The organism is Variovorax sp. (assembly GCF_035634955.1).
GTDB lineage: Bacteria > Pseudomonadota > Gammaproteobacteria > Burkholderiales > Burkholderiaceae_C > Variovorax.
Map to the genome: position 1 here is coordinate 24,881 of NZ_DASQBZ010000031.1, position 17,384 is coordinate 42,264.

A 17,384-nucleotide genomic window follows, 5' to 3' on the forward strand; every position below is an offset into this window, starting at 1 on the left:
TGCCATGAAAGTCTCGCTGATCATGTCGACGTTTGGCCGCCTCGACGAAGTCGTCGAGTTCGTCCGCTCGCTGGCACACCTCGATCATGACGACTTCGAATTGATCATCGTCGACCAGAACCCCGACGAGCGCGTGCGCCTGGCCTGCGAGGCCGAGCCGGTACGCTTCACGCTGCACTACTTGCGCAGCCCGCTGGTCAAGGGCCTCAGCCGCGGCCGCAATCTCGGCATCGCGCAGGCCAGCGGCGACGTGCTGTGCTTCCCGGACGACGACTGCCTCTATCCGCCGGACCTCATCGGCAAGGTGCTGCGGCGCTTCGACGAAACCGGCGCCGACATCCTGTGCGGCCGCGCGGCAACGCCCGACGGCCGATCGATCAATGGCCGGTTCGAGAAGACCGCGCAGGGGGTGACGCTGCGCAACGTGTTCACGACGCAGATCGAGTGGGTGGTGTTCTTCAAGCGGCGCGTGTTCGACGCGATCGGCGGCTACGACGAGGACATCGGCGTGGGGGCATCGACGCCATGGCAGTCGTGCGAAGGGCCGGACATCACCATCCGTGCCCTCCGGGCCGGATACTCCGTCCACTACGACCCGGACCTGAATGCCCGCCATCCCGAGTTCGACACGCGCAACCCGAACGAGGCTTCGCGCGCCAAGGGGCGCCGCTATGCGCGCGGCATGGGCCACGTGATCAGGAAGCACGGCTACGGGCTGATGTTCCTGGCGAACTACCTGGTCCGCCCGTTCGGCGGCGCGTGCATCGCGCTGGCCAAGGCCAACTTCGCCCGTGCCGCCTACTATCTGAACGTGGCGCTCGGCCGCGCCGAAGGCTACGCGGGCGTGTGCCTCGACTCCACGCGGCGCCAACCCGGGCGGACCATCTTCAAGTCGGAAGCCTGATGGCGAAAGGGCTGCCGCAATGACATCGACCACCGCTCGCACCATATCGGTCGTACTCGCCACTTTCAATGGCCAGGCGTTCCTGGAACGGCAGCTGGCCAGCCTGGCGGGGCAGACCCATCTGCCGTATGAACTGATCGTCTCGGACGACGGCTCGACCGACCGGACCCATGACATCGTCGAAGCCTTTCGCAAGGCGGCGCCGTTCCCGGTCTTCCATCGCAGGAATGCCGCCGCACAAGGTTTCCGCGACAACTTTCTCGGTGCGGCGCGGCTGGCCAACGGCGACTGGATCGCCTTCTGCGACCAGGACGACGTCTGGCGCCACGACAAGCTCGAGATCTGCGCGGCCCACATGCGCGTGCCGGGCGTCACGCAGATCGCGCACCAGGCCACGCTGATCGACGGCGAAGATCGGACGATCGGCGCGTTCGACCAGGGCATCACGCAAGGCGGCACCCGGCCGCAGCTGGCCTATGACATCTGGGGCACGTTCTGGGGCTTCTCGATGCTCGTCGACCGGCGGGTGCTGGAGCTGGTCAATCCCGATGAGCGCTTCGTCGACTACATCGACCCGCGCCACCTGATCGCGCACGACCGCTGGGCGTTCTTCCTGGCGCAGACGCTGGGCAACACGGTGGAGATCGCCCAGCCGCTGGCCGGTTACCGGCAGCACGGCAACAACCTCTTCGGCAAGACCGACGGCCGCTCCAGGAAGAAGTCGGTCGCAACCCTCAAGGCCGAGAACGCCGTCTACGTGCAAGCGACGCGGCGCATGCTCGAGATCGTCGAGGCGCTGCCGCCGGACTGCGAGCGCCGGTTTCCTGCCTTCGACCGGGAGCGGGCGGTGACGACCTATCGGCGCGCACTGCGCCAGCTGGAGAAGCGCGGCGCGATCTACGCCGGCGGGCGGGCGTCGGCGCTGGTCAGAAGCCTGGCGATGCTCGCATGCGGCGACTACCGCAACGCGCAGGACAATTCGCTGCGCTGGCGTTCCTTCATGCGCGACATGAGCATGTCGCTGGCCCGGCGCTGAGCCTGCCGGCTCAGGTGCCGTACCTGTACGCGCCGTACCGGTAGCTGCCGCTGCCGTGGTAGCGGCGGCTGACGTCGATGCCGTTGAGCAGCACGCCGTTGATCTGGGCACCGGCCTGCGTGAGGCGCCGCACGCTCTCGTTGAGTTCGCCAAGCTGGCTCTTGCCGGCGCGGGCCACCAGCAGCACGTTGCCGCAGGCCGGCGCGACGGCAGCCGCATCGGCGGCCACCAGCACCGGGGCGGTGTCGATGACGACGAGGTCATAGCGCAGCGACAGCCGGTCGAGCACGAGGGCGAATTCCTCGGACTCGAGCATCTCGGTCGGCAGCGCAGGGAGCTTGCCGGTGGTGAGCACGTCGAGGTTGGGGCGAACGTTGGCGTGGATGGCCTGCTCGGCAGTGAGCTTGCCCGCCACCAGTTCGGACAGTCCGGCGCTGTCGCGCGGCACGCCGAGCGCGGCGTTGGCGCTGTCCTTGCGCAGGTCGGCGTTGATCAGCAGCACGCGCTTGCCGGACTGCGACAGCAGGGTCGCCAGGTTGGTGGCCACGAAGCTCTTGCCGATGCCCGGCGTCGCGCCGGTGATCAGGATGCGGTTGTTCGACGCTTCGGCGAGCACGGGCTTGAGGCCCACCCGCAGGCCGCGCAGGGCCTCGACCGCTTCGCTGCGCGGATGCGCGTCGGCCAGCGCGACGGCGTCGCCGGCGCGGCCATGGCGCAGTTGCTCGGGGCTGTGCGGCACCACTGCGTAGACGTCCAGCCCGGTGTAGTCCTCGATTTCGGCCGGGTTGTGGATGCCCATGCGCGAGCGTGCGCGGAAGATGGCCAGCCCCAGGCCCAGCATCAGCCCGACCAGGCCGGCGAAGGCCAGGATGAGCGAGCGCTGCGGCTTCGCCGGAAACTTCGGCATGGCGGCCTTGTCGAGCAACCGGACGTTGCTGATCTTTCCTTCCTTCACCAGCCGCATCTGCAGGGCGTTGTTCTGCATCGACTGGTAGAGCGTGCTGTTGACGGTGACGTCGCGCTCGAGCCGCAAGGCATCGCGCTGCAGGTTCGGCATGCCGGCGATGCGGGTGTTGAGTTCGTTCAGGTCGCTCTTCACCGCGGCGATCTGGCCGTTGAGGATCTGCATGCGCTGGCTTTGATCGGTGAAGTTGGGCTCGGCTTCGCGGCGCTTCTGCTCGAGGTCGAGCAGGCTGCCCTGAAGGTCGGCGCTTCTCTTGAGCCAGACCCGGGCTTCCTCGGAGAAGTCGACGGTGCCGTTCTTGTTGCGGAACTTCGCATAGGCGTTCTCGGATGCCTGCAACTGCTGCTGGAAGACGGGCAGCTGCGACTCCAGGAAAGACAGAGTCCGTGCCGCCTCGGCCGAACGGCGCTCGATGTTCTGCCGCACGTACTGCTCGCCGATGGCGTTGAGCACCTGGGTCAGACGCACGCGGTCGCTGTCTTCGAGCGTCACGCCGATGACGTTGGACTGGCGGCCCTGTTCGCCCAGTTGCAGGCGGTCCTGCAGCCGCTCGACGGCGCGCAGGGGCGAGGCCACCGAGACTTCGAATTCGGCGCCGGGCTTGCCGTCGAGCGCATTCAGCTCGATTTCGATCTCGCCGTCGGGGGTGGACTGCCGCAGCGTCTGTCCGACCATGCCCTCCAGTGGTGCGGAAAGCATTTCGTGGTGCACGGTAAAGCGGTTGCCGCCGCGCGCGGTGACGATGAAGGGCTTGGTGTCCTCCAGCGACGGCGGCACCTTGAAGCGGCCGACCTTGATGCGCTCGGTGCCCGAGACGAAGCCGCCCATGCCCAGGAAACCCGGGTCGGACAGGCCGGTGGCGTTGCGCGCCAGCCAGCCGCCTACCACCGGAAGGTAGTGCGGCCGCGCGTCGACCTGCAGGTTGGTCTGCTGGACTGCCGAATCGAGCACCATGCGCGAGGTGATCACCTGCACTTCGCCGGTGGCGGGCGTCTTGACCTCGAACAGGCCGGAGGCCTCGTTCAGCGCGTTCTTGCTGTCGGGCGACGTGTCCTCGATCTGCACCAGCAGGCCGGCGCGGTAGATGGGCGTGGCAAGGGTCGTGTAGATGTAGCCGGCCAGCAGCGAGACGGCAAGGATGCCGAGGATCAGCCACTTGTGGTCGAGGACGATGTCCTTGTAGTCCGACAGGCGCGGCTCTTCTTCCGCGTCGACGATCGGCGCGCCGCTGGCGGTCGTCATGAATGCGCGCTGGCGCGCATCCGGTGTCTGTGCGACGAGTGTTGAGCTCATGGGCGGAAAATTGCCATGTTCAGCGTGCCGGTGCAAGTTGTCATGGAAATGCCCTGCGCCCGGCACACCATGGTGGTGGAAAGGCGTGCAGATTTCGTGCCTGATCGGCGGGGAAAAACCTGCGTGTCGTAACCCGCGTAGTTTGTCACCGCGCGGCCGAAGGCGCTGTAGGCCAAGGCCGCACGCGCCGGCTTGCGCGTTCAGCGGCGGTTCAGCTTCAGTATTGCAGGCGTGCCACGGCGCGCAACGCCTCGGCGGTGGTGGTGCCGAAGCCGAAGAACTCGAGATACGCGGGAATCTGCTCGAACAGCATGTCGGTGCCGACCTGCACTTCGCAACCGCGCTCGATCGCGGCCGTCAGCAGCGGCGTGTATTGCGACTTCATGACGACTTCGCCCACGAAAGCGCCCGGCTCGATGCGGCGGACGTCGAAGGGCAGGGCGTCGCCTTCCTTCATGCCCAGCGGGGTGGCGTTGACGATCACGTCGAAGCCCGCCGGATCGTTCGAGCCGGTGCGCGCGACGAGCCGCGGATAGTGCGCGCGCAGCCGCTGCGCCAGCGCCTCGGCCGATTCGGCGCGGGCATCGAACAGCATCAGTTCGGCCGCCCCCGCGGCGGCGATCGAGGCCGCGATGGCCGAGCCCACACCGCCGGCGCCGGCCACCAGCACGCGTGCGCCAGCTATCGAGCGGCCCTTGCGCTGCACGCCGCGCACGAACCCGGCGCCGTCGAACAGGTCGCCCAGCAGCGTGCCGTCGGGCCGCTTGAGCACGGCGTTGCAGGCGCCCGCGATGCGCGCGGTCGGCGTCAGGTCGTCGACCAGCGCCAGGGTCGAGACCTTGTGCGGCATGGTCACCAGCGCGCCGCGCAGGTTGCTCATGCGAAACAGCAGCGGCAGCGTCGCGGCGTAGTCCTCGGGCTTCACGCCCATGGGCACGACGACCGCGTCGATGCCCTGCTGTTCGAACCAGGGGTTGTAGATCATCGGCGCCTTGAAGGTCTCGGTCGGATAGCCGAGATGCGCGATGAGCGTGGTCTTGCCGGAAATCATGTCTGGATGGCGCAAGGGCGCCTGGAAGAATGTCGCCCCGAACGGGCCCCGGCCGCGCGCGCCGTGCCGGCCGGCACTGGCGCCTCGGCCACCCAGCGCGCGGACTGCATGGCGCGCCGGGCGATGACGACGGGGTCGGAATTGACGTAGTCGTCGTTGAAGACCTCGAAGGTGTAGCTTCCGCGGTAACCGTTCGATTCGAGCAGGCGCACCAGCGGGCGCACGTCGTGCAGGCCTTCGCCGGGGAACAGGCGCTGGTGGCGCGCCAGGTCGATCATGTCGGCCTGCGAGGGCCCGTGATCGAAGAAATAGTCGGCCAGCTGCACCAGGAACACCTTGTCGGCCGGGACCCGGGCGAGTTGCGCCAGCGTCTCGGAGCCATCGTCGCCGCGCACCGCCATGTGGAAGCTGTCCAGGTTCAGGCCCACGCCCGGGTGCGCGCAGCGGCGCACGATGTCCCAAGCCTGGTGCCAGCGATTGACGTGCCGGCCCCAGGACAGTGCTTCGTAGCAGATGCGGATGCCCAGGAGCGCCGCCTCGTCGGCGAGCGCGCGCAGGTCCTGCGCGGCGCGGTCGGGATCGTCGATGGCCAGCGGGCTCGTGGTGGAGCACACGAGCAGCAGGTCGGCGCCCACCAGCGTCATCTGGCGCAACTGCTCGCGGGCCATCTCCATGCGGTGCGCCCGCATCGCATCGGGGGCGCACTCGAAATCGCGCAGCGGCTGGAAGTCGCTCACCGCGAGACCGCATTCGCGCACGACGCGCGCCGCGGCGTCCACGCCCTCGGGGTGGCCGATCAGGTCGCGCGCCCACAACTCCACCGCCGCGAACCCGGCCGACTTCATGCAGGCGAGCTTGTGCGCGAGCGCGCCGCCCATGGTGACGGTGTTGAAGGCGAAGCGATCGAGGTCGATGGACATGGCTGTGCTCCGGGGTCGAGGATGGAGGCCCGTCAGGCCGTGGCGCGATGCAGCGGCGCGGCGATGGACTCGGCGCGCAGGCGCTCGTAGTCCTGCCGGTCGACCGGTTCGGCGTCCGCGCGGCCCAGGTCGTTCATGCGGACGCGGTAGGTCTCGCGGGCGCTGAGCGCCGCGACGGCGGCGATGACGCAGATGCCGAACGCGATGGCGCCGACGGTCAGCCAGATGTTCGCGGAGCCGGGCGGCGCCACGAAGGTGAACAGCGCGGGCAGCATGGCCGTGATGGCGGTGCCGATGTTCTGCGAGATGGCCATGGCCGAGACGCGGGTGCGCGTGGGGAACAGCTCCGGGTAGAAGCTCGGGAACACCGCGTTGTAGCCCTGGTACACGACGCCCCACATCAGCAGCGACATGCACACCGCGAGCGGTACGTTGCGGATGCTGATGGCGTAGAGGTAGCCGAAGGCCAGCAGGCCGGACAGCAGCGCGCCGATGACGATGGGCGGCTTGCGGCCGATGCGGTCCGACAGGTTGCCCACGTAGGGAATGACCAGCACCGCCAGGATGTTGCCGAGCACCGGAATCCAGAGGTAGACGTCCTTGGCGAAGCCGATGCCGTAGGCCGGCTGCACCGCGTAGGCCGCGCCGAAGATCGTGGCCACGACCGGGATGACGTTCATCAGCGCCATGCACACCACGCGCAGCATGTCCGGCGTGCTGTACTTGAAGGCATCGATGACGGGCGAGCGCGAGCGGCTCGCCTGGGCCGTCTTGTCGGTGAACGCGGGCGTCTCGGCCACCTCGCGGCGGATGATCCAGCCGGCGACGATCACCACGAAGCTCAGGATGAACGGAATGCGCCAGCCCCAGGTGTTGAACTGCTCGGCCGGCATGAAGTGCGCCAGCGGCAGGAATACGGCGGCGGCCAGGATCTGACCGGCCTGCACACCCTGCAGCGTGAAGCTGGCGAAGAAGCCGCGGCGGCCGAACGGCGCGTGCTCCAGGATCATGGAGCTGGCGCCGGAGATCTCGCCGGCCACCGCGAACCCCTGCACCAGGCGCAGCAGCACCAGCAGCGCCGGCGCCAGCAGGCCGACCTGGTCGTAGGTGGGCAGCAGGCCGACTGCGATGGTGGAGAAGCCCATCAGGAACATGCACCACACCAGCACCTGCTTGCGGCCGTGCGTGTCCCCCAGGTGGCCCAGCACGAAGGCGCCGATCGGTCGCGCCACGTAGCCCACGCCGTAGGTGGCCAGCGAGGCGATGATGGCGATGGCCGGATCGCCATGGGGAAAGAAGATCTGCGGGAACACCAGCGCGGCGGCGGTGGCGTAGATGAAGAAGTCGTAGTACTCGAGCGCCGAGCCGATCCAGCCGCTGGCGGCGGCCTTGCGGGACTGGGAACCGCCGGCTTTCTCGTGCTCGGGGCGTGCGTGTGCGTGCATGGGTTGTCTCCCTGCTGGTCTGTGGAAAGGTGACGAAAGGGTCGGGTGCAGGCGGGCCCTCGAACGGGCCGGCCGCGCCCGCTACTCAGCGCAGTTCCGCGTCCGGATAGCGCAGTGGTCGGGCGATCTCGCCGGCGAGCGCCGGCGGGTACACCAGTTCACGCAGGAAGTCGGCATCCCGGCGCACCAGGGCCGCCGCCTGCGGCAGCGAAAAGTAGTCGAAGTAGCAGGCCATCTGCTGGATCAGCATTTCGAAGCCGGCCTGGGCATGCAGCCCGCGTGCGCGCGCCGCACGCACCAGCGGCGTGGGCTGGTTGCGCAGCAGGATGTCGAATACGGCGGCATGCGCCGGCAGGCGCGCCACGTCCACCGGAAGGGCATCGCCCTCGCGCAGGCCGAGCATCGTGGCGTTGACGACGAGATCGTAGCCCTGCGGGTCGGCGTCGGGCACAGAGACGACGCGAGCGTCGAAGGCGTTGTCGATGCGCGCGGCCACGCCGGCCGACTTGCCCGGCTGCGGGTCGTGGAAGGCGATGTGCGCCGCGCTGTCGCTGCCGCCGCCTTCGGCCAGCGACACGCCGATGGCGGCACCGCTGACACCCGCGCCCAGGATGAGCACGCGCTTGCCGCGGAAGGGAATGCCGAAGTGGTCGAGCGCGCCGACGATGCCCTCGCCGTCGAACAGGTCGCCCTCGAGCTCGCCCGAGGACGTGCGGCGCACCACGTTGACGGAACCCGCGATGCGCGCGAAAAGGCCGCAGCCGTCGAGCAGGTCTACCGCCAGCGGCTTGTGCGGCGGCGCGATCACCATGCCCTTGACGTTGTGCGCCAGGAAGCTCGCCTTGAGCCAGACGGCGAAATCGCGGGCCCGCACCTGTGCGGGGAGCATGCGCGCGGCGATGCCGCAGCGGTCGAACACGGCGTTGAACATCCGCGGCAGGCGCACGTTGGTCACCGGGTCTCCGGGGATCAGGTACAGATCGGTATTGCCGCGAATGAAGTCCGTCATGTCTCGCCTTGTGTGCTCGGCACTGGTTCGTTGAAGGAGACTTTAGGGCCAGGCCCTTGGCCGCCGCGAGCGATTCCCGGCGGCCTTGTTCGATGATCGATCGACAATGATCGATCATCGCGCATACTACGGGTTTTACCTGATCCGCCATGCCCACGAAAACTGCCGCCGACAGCCCGGACGAAGGTTCCGGCCTCGACCGCCGCGACTGGATCGCGGGCCTGCAGCGCGGGCTGCAGGTCATCGAGGCCTTCGACGATGCCCATTCGCGCATGACCGCCGCGGAAGCCGGCGGGCGCATCGGCATGACGCGCACCGCCGCGCGCCGCTACCTGCTGACCCTGCAGCACATGGGTTACGTGGCCAGCGACGGCAAGCTGTTCTGGCTGACGCCGCGGGTGCTGCGCCTGGGGCAGTCGTACCTGGAGTCGGCGCGGCTGCCGCGCATCGTCCAGCCGTTCCTGCAGCGCGTGGCCGCGGGCACGCACGAGACCGCCTACCTGAGCGTGCTCGACGGCGACGAGGTGGTGTACATCGCGCGCAACGGGCCCAACCGAAGCATGAATACCGGCTACGTGCTCGGGGCGCGCGTGCCGGCACAGGTCACCGCCGCCGGCATGCTGATGCTGGCCCTGCGCCCCGACGCCGAACTGCAGCACTGGCTGGCCCACCACGCGCTCAAGGCGTTCACGTCCCACACCATCGCCAGCAAGGAACGCATGAAGCTGGAGCTGGATCGCATCAAGGCGCAGGGCTGGTCGTTGTCGGAGCAGCAGCTCGACCTGAACTCGCGCGGCATCGCGGTGCCGCTGCGCGACCGGCATGGCGACCTGGTCGGCGCGCTGAACGTCACCATGCCGATCGGGCGGGAGAGCAGCGAGGATGCAGTGGCGCGGGTGCTGCCCATGCTGCGCGAGACGGCGCAGGCCATGCGCAACCTGATCTGACGCGGCCGGCGGGCGCACGGTCGCTCAATCGCCGAGCGCTTCGCGCGTGTGGCGCGCGATCATCAGTTCCTCGTCGGTGGGAATCACCCAGGCCGCGCAGCGCGAGGCCGCGGTGCTGATGAGCGGGCCGTCGACGGCGTTGGCGGCGGCGTCCAGCTCGCACCCCAGCCAGGCCAGGCCCTGCACCACGCGCTCGCGCACGGGCGCCGCATGCTCGCCGATGCCGCCGGTGAAGACCACGCCGTCGAGCCCGCCCAGGGCAGCCGCGAAAGCGCCGATCTCGCGCACGACGCGATAGACGAAGTGCTCCACTGCCAGCGCGGCGCGGGGCGAATCGCTGGCCAGCAGCACGCGCATGTCGCTCGACAGGCCGGAGATGCCGAGCAGGCCCGATTCGCGGTACAGCATGCGCTCGACCTGCTCGGCGTTCATGCCGCGCTGGCGCATCAGGTACAGCGGCACGCCGGGGTCGAGCGCGCCGCAGCGTGTGCCCATGGGCACGCCGTCGAGTGCGGAAAAGCCCATGGAGCTGGCGATGCTGCGCCCGGCCTGCAGTGCGCACAGGCTGGCCCCGTTGCCCAGGTGCATCACGACGGTGCGGCCACGCGCCAGCGCCGGCGCCAGTTCCGGCAGACGCGAGGCGATGTACTCGTATGACAGGCCGTGGAAGCCGTAGCGGCGCACGCCCGACTCGTGCAGCTCCCACGGCAGGGCGAACATCTGCGCCACCTCCGGCATGCCGCGGTGGAAGCCGGTGTCGAAGCAGGCGACCTGCGGCACATGCGGCAGGATCTCGAAGGCCAGCCGGATGGGCGCGAGGTTGTCCGGCTGGTGCAGCGGCGCCAGCGGGGTGAGGGCGGTCAGCCGCGCCAGGCGGTCGGGCGTGACGCGCACGGGGGCGCTGAACTCGGTGCCGCCATGCACCACGCGGTGGCCGATCGCGCGCAGGCGAATGCCCGGCACCAGGGCACGCACCGTGTCCATGACATGGTGCAGCGCCACGTCGTGCCCGATGGCCTGGCCGTCCGGCCAGGCATGGCGGGCCAGCACGGTGCCCTGTGCATCACGCGCCTCGAAGCGCGGGGCATTGTCCAGGCCCTGGACCGCGCCGCTGATGGTGCGCCGCAGCGCCTGGTCTTCCGTGCTGTCGAACAGCGAGAACTTGAGGCTCGACGAGCCGGCATTCGCGACCGCGATCATCCCACGCTGGCCCGGTGCGGCCGCGGACGCTGCATCGGTGCCGGGCAGCGCCGCGGGCGCCGGTAGCGGTGCTGCTTCCGAAGCCGCCGCCGACGCGGTGGCATGCGGGTGGGCGATGGTGGCCTGGAGCGGACTCTGGAGACGGATACGGCGGTGCGTGCGCATGGCCTGGATCATCCCATGCACGCCGGCGGCGGGCGTGACGCATGATGGCGCCATGCACGACGAGCCGCCCGCACCGCCCGCAGCGACGACGATCCCCCTTGCGCTGCGCCTGCAGCCCGGACAGGACCTGCGGCGCGCGCTGGAAGCGGCCGTGGCGGCTCAAGGCATGCAGGCGGCATTCGTCGTGGCCGGCATCGGCAGCCTGGGGCCGGCGCGGATCCGGCTCGCCGGCGCGCAGGCCGAACGGGTCATCGACGCGGACTGCGAACTGCTCACCCTTTCGGGCAGCCTCGCGGCCAATGGGTCGCACCTGCACCTGAGCGTGTCGGACGAACGGGGCGACGTCATCGGCGGGCATGCCGGCTACGGCTGCATCGTGCGCACCACCGCCGAGGTGCTGCTCGCGCTGCTGCCCGGCTGGCAGTTCTCGCGCGAGCCGGATGCGGCCACGGGCTGGGCCGAGCTGGTCGTGCGACGCCCGGGCGCCGAGCCACCGCCGTAGCCGCCGCGCCTGCGGTCGCCGGGGCGCGCCGCTGGTACTGGCCTTCGGCTGACGCGCTGTGGCCGTCCTGTTCCTACACGCGACGGAGCGGCCCGGGTGCATCGTCGGGCCATCCAGGACTCTTGCCGGCGCTTGTCATGACCCAGCCTTTCAGCCTCGACGACAGCATGTTGGCCGCCATCGGCGGTGCCTTCTATCCCAGCGGCTACACGATGCTCATGTTTCCGGACGCCGCCACCGCCACCAAGGTCGGCGACGCACTGGCCGCCGCGCCGGAAGGCGGGTTCGAGGTGCTGACGCTGACACCGCAGGCCATCCTGTCGCAGATCACACCGACGGCGTCGGACGCCGACGAACCGCTGCCGTCGCCGGGCACCGATGCCGCCAACGTGCGCGCCTTCACCAAGCTGGCCCGCGAAGGCCACCATGGCCTGCTGGTGCGCACGCCCGATTCGGAAGACGCCGAGCGGATGATGCGCGTGGTGCGCGATCACGAATACTCGATCGCGCGCCGCTACCGGATGCTGGTGATCGAGGATCTCTGAGGCGTCCGGGCCGGCGCGCCCGGTCCATCACCACCAGAAAGACGGAGGCAAGGCATGAGTCCACAAGATCGACGACCGCAATCCATTTCGGAGGCGCGGTCCGACACGCGCGACAGCAAGCGCGCATTTCGCTGGGGCATTGCCGTGGTCGTGGCGCTGGTGCTGCTGGTCCTGCTCTACAACCTGTTCATGCTGCAGCGCTGAAGAGGGCCGAGCGGGCCGCACGGCGCGGGCGCTCAGCCAGCCACGACGACCGGAAACCGGGCGCGCCAGCTGTCGCCGGTCGAGTCGAAGGCCAGTGTGAGGGCGGCGCGGTCCTCGGCGGACAGGCTGCGCCACAGGAAATCGCGCGCATTGCCCGGCGCGCCGGCCACGTAGATCTGCGTGGTCAGCAGTTCGCGGTTGCCGTTCCTGACTTTCAAGTGGATATGCGGCGTGCGGCCGGAATACGGCACCGGACGGATCGTGCGGAAGCGCCACTGTCCGTCGGCGCCGACGCGGGTGCGGCCGAAGCCCTGGAAGGCCGGGTCGGCGCGGCCACCGTCGCCCGGGTGGTGATAGTGCCCGGTCTCGTCGCACTGCCAGATTTCCACTTCGGCCCCTGCAAGCGGCCGGCCCTCCGCATTCGACAACGTACCTTCGATCCATCCCGGCGTGCCCGCGGCGTAGCGCAGGCTGCCGTTGCGCAAGAGGTCGTTGTCATGGTCCGGGGGGATCTGCACGGGGTAGAAGGGGCCTTCCGTCTGCGCCGGCGTGGGCCGCAAGCGCGGTGCGGAAGCGGCCTGCGCCCGCGCGGCGGGCACGCGCGTGAGCCACAGCGCCGGAAAGACGACCAGCGAGGCCGCCAGACGGCGCCGGCCGTCCTGCACGAGCAAAGTCGCGCGTGGCGCTGGAGTGGGTAGTCTGGGCACCGGCGCAGCATGGCGCCGGGCGGCCAGGCGCGCAAGCCAAGCCCCCGCGGCCTACTTGAGCTTGCGGTCTTCCTGCTTGGCCTCGGCCATCGCTTCGGGCTCCAGTTCCTCGGCGTAGCGGTTGAGGCGGATGAACCAGCCCCAGCCCGCCAGCAGGAGGCCGACGGCGGCCACCATGGCGGCGGCATGCAGCATCTGTTCGGCGTCCTCGCGCGCCTTGAAGGTCGTCACCAGCGCCTCGACCGCCAGCGCGACCACCAGCACCACCATGAAGCGGGACAGGAACCGGCGCACCCGCGTCGGCGCGCTGATGTGCGCGTCGCGCACCACTTCTTCCTCGGCCACCGTCTGGGAAATCTGCATGGCCACCACGGCCGCCGCCAGGATGCCCAGCGCCTCGATCAGCGACAGGGACATGTGCGAGGGCGATTCCGCGTCGAGCAGGGCAATCCAGCCTTCACGGGCCGCCAGGAACATCAGCGCGATGCCCGTCAGGGCGAACAGCAACGCCATCACCGCATGGGCAATGGCATACAGGCGCAGGATCTGCTTCATCGGAAGGAGGGGGCATCGGGCATGGGCTGCGATGCTGTCACCCGCCGATGAGGGCGCGCGTCGGCCGGCGGGCCGTTGCGCTGTCAGGCAAACCGCCGTGGGACTATTCGAGCGCAGCGTCGTCCGGCAGCACGCTCTGGCTGGCGGCGGCGCGTGCGCCCTTGCGCAGGCTCATCACCCACAGGCGGGCGTGGCGCTGCTCGCGGCTTTCGAAGCGCTCGGTAAAACGGCGGATGCCGGGCCGCTCGATGGCGGCCATGGTCATCCAGTCGGTGCTGCGGAAGTCGTCCGAACTGCTGCTGCGCTGCGCCAGAGCGGGCCGCAAGGCGATCACCCATTCCGTCGGGATGTGCGGATCCTTGTCGAGCATGCGCAGGGCGATCTTGGCCGCCTTGGGGCTGAGCACTTGCACCTTCTGGTAGACGAAATCGAGATCCATGCGTTGCCGTTTGTTACACGGCACGAGGATACGTGGCGGGCCCGACAGCGGATATGCGCGTTTTGCCCTACGACGTTTGGCGGATAGACGAAAGTTTGAGGGGCGCGTGGCGAGTGACGCCGCAGTGTGGCCGCTATGAGGTGGATGGGGCGCTGCAAACCCATTTCATTTTCAGTTTCTCCAAGCAGCAAACGTCCGTCAAAGTCGGCAACGGCTTCAAACGCTCTGTACACCGAAATGGAGAATGCCGCCTAGACCACTGACAATAGAAGCCACTGCGCAAGGCTGAATTGTCAGCTATTGCATTGGTGGCGAATAACAAACAATCATGATGTCACATGCCCCTGTTCCTGGAGATGCGCGACTGGTCGCAGATCTTGCCGACATAAATTTCTTGCATTGCGATGAAGTGAAAGTTGCGGGTCCGTTGACCGCATTTCAGGCCTACTGCGCAATGACATCGGACGTACCTGCATGGCTGGCTGTGGCCTTTCGCATCAGGGATTTGGTGTCGCGCACGTTCAATGTTGTCGAAATTCATGGCTTTTCACCGCGCAACCCGGATCACGTGCCTGCCGTGGGCGACCTTCTGGACTTCTTTGCCGTTGAAGCGCTGAGTGAACGTCAATTGGTGCTGACCGCGCGCGACACACATTTGGCGGTGATGATGTGCATAGACTCAATGCCGGCGGGTGAGCACGTGACGAGCCTCACCGTAACTACATCAGTGCGGCATTTCAATACATTCGGACGTTTGTACATCTTGCCGGTCGGGCTTGCCCATGGGCCAATTGTTAGCCGGTTACTGCGCAATGTTGCGGGTCCCGAAGGAACCCTTTGACACTACTTCCAGGCAGGCGTTTGGGGTCCAGGAATTTGCTGGCAGGCGAACTATGCGGGCATCAAAGACCAGAAAACCTGCGCGCCTCCTCTTGGCGCTTCAGCAGCGTACCCAAGCCGCTGACGCTGGGAGCGGCGCAATCACGGTAGAACGCTGGTCGAGTGATGACGGATCGAAGAGGCTCGTTGTGCCCGTGCGCAATGCAATTGGTCCATCTCGCGGACCATCATGCCCGCCACGCCAACAATGCTGATTGGCGCTGCCCTCGGAATTTGCATGGATGTGGCCTGCCCGGAGGGGATCGAACCCCCGACAACCTGCTTAGAAGGCAGGTGCTCTATCCAACTGAGCTACGGGCAGAAGGGCGTCGCGTCGAGCGCGCGCCGATCGGGGATTCTGCCATGCGCGCATGATCGGGCTGACCGCAACGTCCGGGACAACGCCATGCCTGACGACGACCCCCACGATCTGCAGCGCTTCGTCCTGGCGCAGGGGCCGGTGTACGGCCAGGTTTGCGCGGAGCTGGCCGCCGGCGACAAGCGCAGCCATTGGATGTGGTTCGTGTTTCCGCAGCTGGCGGCACTGGGCCGTAGCGCCACAGCGCTGCAGTTCGGCCTGCACTCTCGCGCGGAGGCGCTAGCGTACCTGGCCCATCCGCTGCTCGGCGACCGGTTGCGGCATTGCACCGGGCTGGTGCTGGGCGTGCAGGGGCGCAGCGCGGATGAGATCTTCCACTCGCCAGACGACCTGAAGTTCCGCTCCTGCATGACCTTGTTCGACGCGGTGATGCCGACCGAGCCGCTGTTCGGCCAGGCGCTGGCGCGCTACTTCGGCGGCCAGGGCGACGCGCGCACGCTGGAATTGCTGGCCGGCGCGGCGCCCTGACCGCGACGGCGGCGGACGTGACGCGCGGGCCTATGATCCGCCTTCACTTCATCACTGGCCGAGGTCGCCGATGCCCCATTCCATGCGCTTGCAGGCCGAACTGGGGACGGTGGCGGCACCCCGGCCCGCACCATTCCTGGCGCCGGCACTGACCAGCGAGCAGCGCATGGCGGCCGGCAAGGCGCTGCGCAAGTCGTTCGTGCGTACGGCGCACGGGCAGTTCACCCCCGGCGAGGCATCTTCCGGGCGCGACGTGGTGGCGCTGCTGCAAGCCCAGGCGCGCACGCGCATCGGCGAACTGGTGCCGGTGCGGCATGCGCGCATGCTGGAGTCGCCCTTTGCATTCTTTCGCGGCAGTGCCGCCCTGATGGCGCAGGACCTCGCCGCCTCGCCGCGCACGGGGCTGGACGTGCAGGCGTGCGGCGACATGCATGTGTCGAACTTCGGCGTCTTCGCGTCGGCCGAGCGACAACTGGTGTTCGCGATCAACGATTTCGACGAAACCCAGCCCGGGCCCTGGGAATGGGATCTCAAGCGCCTTGTGGCCAGCGCGGTGCTGGTGGCGCGCTACACGGCGCGCGACCGTGCCGGGCAGCAGGCGGCGGCGCAGGCGGTGGTGGCGGCCTACCGGCGCCACATGCGGCGCTTTGCGCGCATGGGCAACCTGGAGCTGTGGTACCAGTCCATCGACAGCGACGCACTGCTGGTCTCGCTCTCGCTAGGTGCACGCGAGCGCGCCGGGGCCATCATGCGCAAGGCGCGCCGGCGCGATCACCTGCAGGTGCTGGACAAGCTGACCGACCTGGTCGACGACCAGTACCGCATCATCGAGCAGCATCCGCTGGTGGTGCGTGCGGACAGCATCCCCGTCCCGGGCGGCGATGCGCCGATCGAGGTGGCGGCGCGTTTTCTCGAGGCCTATCTTCAATCGGTGGCGCCCGAGAGGCGTTTGCTGCTGCGCCGTTACCGGCTGGTGGACGTCGCGCTCAAGGTGGTCGGGGTGGGCAGCGTCGGCACGCGCTGCTGGGTGCTGTTCCTGATGGGGCAGGACGCCGGTGATCCGCTGTTCCTGCAGGTCAAGGAAGCGCAGCCGTCGGTGCTGACGCCCTACCTGCCGCGTGGCCCGTTTGCGCACGAAGGCCAGCGCGTGGTGGTGGGCCAGCGGCTGATCCAGGGTTCGCCGGACATCTTCCTAGGGTGGGGCAGCCTCGACGGCGTGCAGTACTACGTGCGCCAGCTGCGCGACATGAAAGGCAGCGCCGAGTTCGAACTGGGCGAGGGCGTGGCAACGCACCTTGCCGAGTACTGCGGCCTGTGCGGCTGGGCACTGGCGCTGGCGCATGCGAAGTCCGGGGACGCGGCGCGCATCGCCGGCTACGTCGGCAAGTCCGACGAACTGGACGTGGCACTGGCGGCATTCGCGCAAGCCTATGCCGACCAGACCGAGCGCGACCACGCCACCATGGCCGCCGCGGCGCGCGCGGGCAAGCTGGCGGTGGCGAAGGGGTGAGGAGGGAAGAATCAGAAAAGCCCGCACAGGGCGGGCTTTGGAAAGATGGTCGTGGGCACTTACGCGACCCACGTTACGGCACATTCACATGCAGGAGTCACCTATAGTTTTTCTCGTCGTGGTGGCTCTTGTCCGACGTGCCGCCGTGAGATTCGGCGTTGCCTGCAGGCAAGTGCGCGATTGTAGCAGGTTGGCGGCTTGGGTCGCTACGGGCAGCGACGAGGTGCGCGAAACACATGTGATACCCGGTTGGCCCCGAGCG

The 17,384-nt window shown here is 68.5% G+C and carries 18 protein-coding genes and 1 tRNA gene; 9 read left to right on the forward strand and 10 right to left on the reverse strand.

The genetic code is table 11. From position 1 onward, the window contains the following. The first annotated feature begins 4 nt into the window (after positions 1-4). Complete coding sequence (locus VES41_RS20365) at positions 5-904, forward strand: glycosyltransferase family 2 protein (protein WP_324820812.1); 900 nt, start codon at positions 5-7, stop codon at positions 902-904. A gap of 19 nt (positions 905-923) precedes the next feature. Beyond that, positions 924-1,940 (forward strand): glycosyltransferase, encoded by a 1,017-nt coding sequence (locus VES41_RS20370; RefSeq protein ID WP_324820813.1) that lies wholly within the window; start codon positions 924-926, stop codon positions 1,938-1,940. Between the two features lie 10 nt (positions 1,941-1,950). Here VES41_RS20370 and VES41_RS20375 read toward each other — a convergent pair whose 3' ends face one another. The 5 genes from VES41_RS20375 to VES41_RS20395 form a co-directional block, all read right to left on the reverse strand. Then, a complete protein-coding gene (locus tag VES41_RS20375; RefSeq protein WP_324820815.1) occupies positions 1,951-4,197 on the reverse strand; it encodes a polysaccharide biosynthesis tyrosine autokinase in 2,247 nt (748 codons plus the stop codon). A gap of 217 nt (positions 4,198-4,414) precedes the next feature. Next, positions 4,415-5,248 (reverse strand): shikimate dehydrogenase, encoded by an 834-nt coding sequence (locus VES41_RS20380; protein WP_324820818.1) that lies wholly within the window; start codon positions 5,246-5,248, stop codon positions 4,415-4,417. Then, positions 5,245-6,168 (reverse strand): sugar phosphate isomerase/epimerase family protein, encoded by a 924-nt coding sequence (locus VES41_RS20385; protein WP_324820821.1) that lies wholly within the window; start codon positions 6,166-6,168, stop codon positions 5,245-5,247. The genes VES41_RS20380 and VES41_RS20385 overlap by 4 nt, the downstream gene beginning before the upstream one ends. A gap of 32 nt (positions 6,169-6,200) precedes the next feature. Continuing rightward, complete coding sequence (locus VES41_RS20390; RefSeq protein WP_324820822.1) at positions 6,201-7,613, reverse strand: MFS transporter; 1,413 nt, start codon at positions 7,611-7,613, stop codon at positions 6,201-6,203. An 85-nt stretch (positions 7,614-7,698) separates the two neighbouring features. After that, the gene (locus tag VES41_RS20395) at positions 7,699-8,622 is read right to left on the reverse strand and encodes a shikimate dehydrogenase (RefSeq protein WP_324820824.1); all 924 of its coding nucleotides are present in this window, start codon (positions 8,620-8,622) and stop codon (positions 7,699-7,701) included. Positions 8,623-8,771: 149 nt separating this feature from the next. Here VES41_RS20395 and VES41_RS20400 point away from each other — a divergent pair, with 149 nt between their 5' ends. Continuing rightward, entirely contained in the window at positions 8,772-9,569 is a 798-nt protein-coding gene (locus tag VES41_RS20400) for an IclR family transcriptional regulator domain-containing protein (protein WP_324820826.1), read from the forward strand. Positions 9,570-9,593: 24 nt separating this feature from the next. Here VES41_RS20400 and VES41_RS20405 read toward each other — a convergent pair whose 3' ends face one another. Then, positions 9,594-10,769, reverse strand: coding sequence for an acetate/propionate family kinase (locus VES41_RS20405; protein ID WP_324821069.1), 1,176 nt, complete (start codon positions 10,767-10,769; stop codon positions 9,594-9,596). Between the two features lie 217 nt (positions 10,770-10,986). Here VES41_RS20405 and VES41_RS20410 point away from each other — a divergent pair, with 217 nt between their 5' ends. The 3 genes from VES41_RS20410 to VES41_RS20420 all read left to right on the forward strand — a co-directional run bounded on the left by VES41_RS20410 (position 10,987) and on the right by VES41_RS20420 (position 12,185). Next, positions 10,987-11,436 (forward strand): PPC domain-containing DNA-binding protein, encoded by a 450-nt coding sequence (locus VES41_RS20410; protein ID WP_324821072.1) that lies wholly within the window; start codon positions 10,987-10,989, stop codon positions 11,434-11,436. Between the two features lie 137 nt (positions 11,437-11,573). Further along, entirely contained in the window at positions 11,574-11,981 is a 408-nt protein-coding gene (locus tag VES41_RS20415; RefSeq protein ID WP_324820828.1) for a hypothetical protein, read from the forward strand. A gap of 54 nt (positions 11,982-12,035) precedes the next feature. Then, positions 12,036-12,185, forward strand: coding sequence for a hypothetical protein (locus VES41_RS20420; protein ID WP_324820830.1), 150 nt, complete (start codon positions 12,036-12,038; stop codon positions 12,183-12,185). A gap of 32 nt (positions 12,186-12,217) precedes the next feature. Here the strand turns inward: VES41_RS20420 and VES41_RS20425 are convergent, their stop codons facing one another. The 3 genes from VES41_RS20425 to VES41_RS20435 all read right to left on the reverse strand — a co-directional run bounded on the left by VES41_RS20425 (position 12,218) and on the right by VES41_RS20435 (position 13,886). After that, positions 12,218-12,850 (reverse strand): intradiol ring-cleavage dioxygenase, encoded by a 633-nt coding sequence (locus VES41_RS20425; protein ID WP_414719200.1) that lies wholly within the window; start codon positions 12,848-12,850, stop codon positions 12,218-12,220. A 93-nt stretch (positions 12,851-12,943) separates the two neighbouring features. Further along, positions 12,944-13,447 carry a hypothetical protein gene (locus tag VES41_RS20430; protein WP_324820832.1) on the reverse strand — a complete coding sequence of 168 codons (504 nt, stop codon included), beginning with the start codon at positions 13,445-13,447 and terminating at the stop codon, positions 12,944-12,946. 103 nt (positions 13,448-13,550) lie between these two features. Continuing rightward, on the reverse strand, positions 13,551-13,886 hold the full coding sequence (locus VES41_RS20435) for a hypothetical protein (RefSeq protein WP_324820834.1): 336 nt from the start codon (positions 13,884-13,886) through the stop codon (positions 13,551-13,553). Positions 13,887-14,214: 328 nt separating this feature from the next. On the opposite strand from VES41_RS20435, the gene VES41_RS20440 reads away from it, so the two are divergent. After that, a complete protein-coding gene (locus VES41_RS20440; RefSeq protein ID WP_324820837.1) occupies positions 14,215-14,727 on the forward strand; it encodes a DUF2867 domain-containing protein in 513 nt (170 codons plus the stop codon). Positions 14,728-15,010: 283 nt separating this feature from the next. Here the strand turns inward: VES41_RS20440 and VES41_RS20445 are convergent. Continuing rightward, positions 15,011-15,087, reverse strand: a tRNA-Arg gene (locus VES41_RS20445). Positions 15,088-15,171: 84 nt separating this feature from the next. Between VES41_RS20445 and VES41_RS20450 the strand changes: the two genes are divergently transcribed. Both VES41_RS20450 and VES41_RS20455 read left to right on the forward strand, forming a co-directional pair. Next, positions 15,172-15,612: a DUF1810 domain-containing protein gene (locus VES41_RS20450; protein ID WP_324820839.1), complete on the forward strand. Its 441-nt coding sequence runs from the start codon at positions 15,172-15,174 to the stop codon at positions 15,610-15,612. A 70-nt stretch (positions 15,613-15,682) separates the two neighbouring features. After that, a complete protein-coding gene (locus tag VES41_RS20455) occupies positions 15,683-17,122 on the forward strand; it encodes a DUF2252 domain-containing protein (protein WP_324820841.1) in 1,440 nt (479 codons plus the stop codon). Positions 17,123-17,384: the final 262 nt, after the last annotated feature.